At 54.5% G+C, this 774-nt stretch carries 1 protein-coding gene; it reads right to left on the bottom strand.

Annotation, left to right across the window (positions count from 1 at the left end; genetic code table 11):
• Positions 1-8: 8 nt before the first annotated feature.
• The gene (locus tag AC0L2V_RS32200; protein ID WP_473522188.1) at positions 9-734 is read right to left on the bottom strand and encodes an aspartate/glutamate racemase family protein; all 726 of its coding nucleotides are present in this window, start codon (positions 732-734) and stop codon (positions 9-11) included.
• Between the last annotated feature and the right edge of the window lie 40 nt (positions 735-774).

The following is a 774-nucleotide window of genomic DNA, read 5'->3' as shown; positions in this document are numbered from 1 at the left end:
CCATCCACTCACGCGAGAAGAGATTTTGTAATGCTCATCAGATCAAAGATCGGCACATTGGTCAGCTTTCGAATGTCCGATCGCCACTTTGGCATTCCGACACACTCGATCACGAGTGCTCGAACATTCTTGAGCGACCCATCGCTCAGTTCGCTTTCAAGACGCGTGACAAATTCGCCGCGGAGACTTTCTTCCGTCCAGCCACCGGATTCAAAGCAATCAGGCTCCTCAATAGCTTTCCAGGACGGGAGATCACTGAAGCCAACAATCCGCATGCGCCGAATTCCATCGTGATCACGCAGAAGTGCTTCGACGCACGGCTTTGAAAAGGTGAGCACCCCAATCGGGCCCGATGTTGCCGAGAGCGCCAGATCTAGAAAATCGAGACCACTAAGCAGCACTGGTGTTTCATTACTGCCTCTAAGCAACTTCCAGCCGCACCAGAAGAATCCGCAATTCGCGATTACGAGATCGGCCTCGCCTTCCAAGCGGTGTACGGCTTGAGTGACGCCCCGGACCGCACTGTCCGCCCCCGCCAGCGTCTCTCTCGGCCCGCCGCCGCTTGCGACTGCGTAGACAGTATCGAACGGCCACGATGCGGGGCATTCAATACTGCCAATACAATCTGAGCCAAGGCCGACCCTGTCGGTTGGAGAAAATCGTCCGTAGTCGGCAGTGAGATTGTTGTATTCCATCAAAGCAATGCCAAGCGTTGGGCCGGATCCTTTGGTCATTGCTATCTCTCCAGTTCAATTCTATAGCTCCTCCTCGATG

Source organism: Mesorhizobium sp. WSM4814 (genome assembly GCF_055811595.1).
Note: the sequence above shows the minus strand (reverse complement) of the source record. Positions and strands in the feature narration are given on the sequence as shown.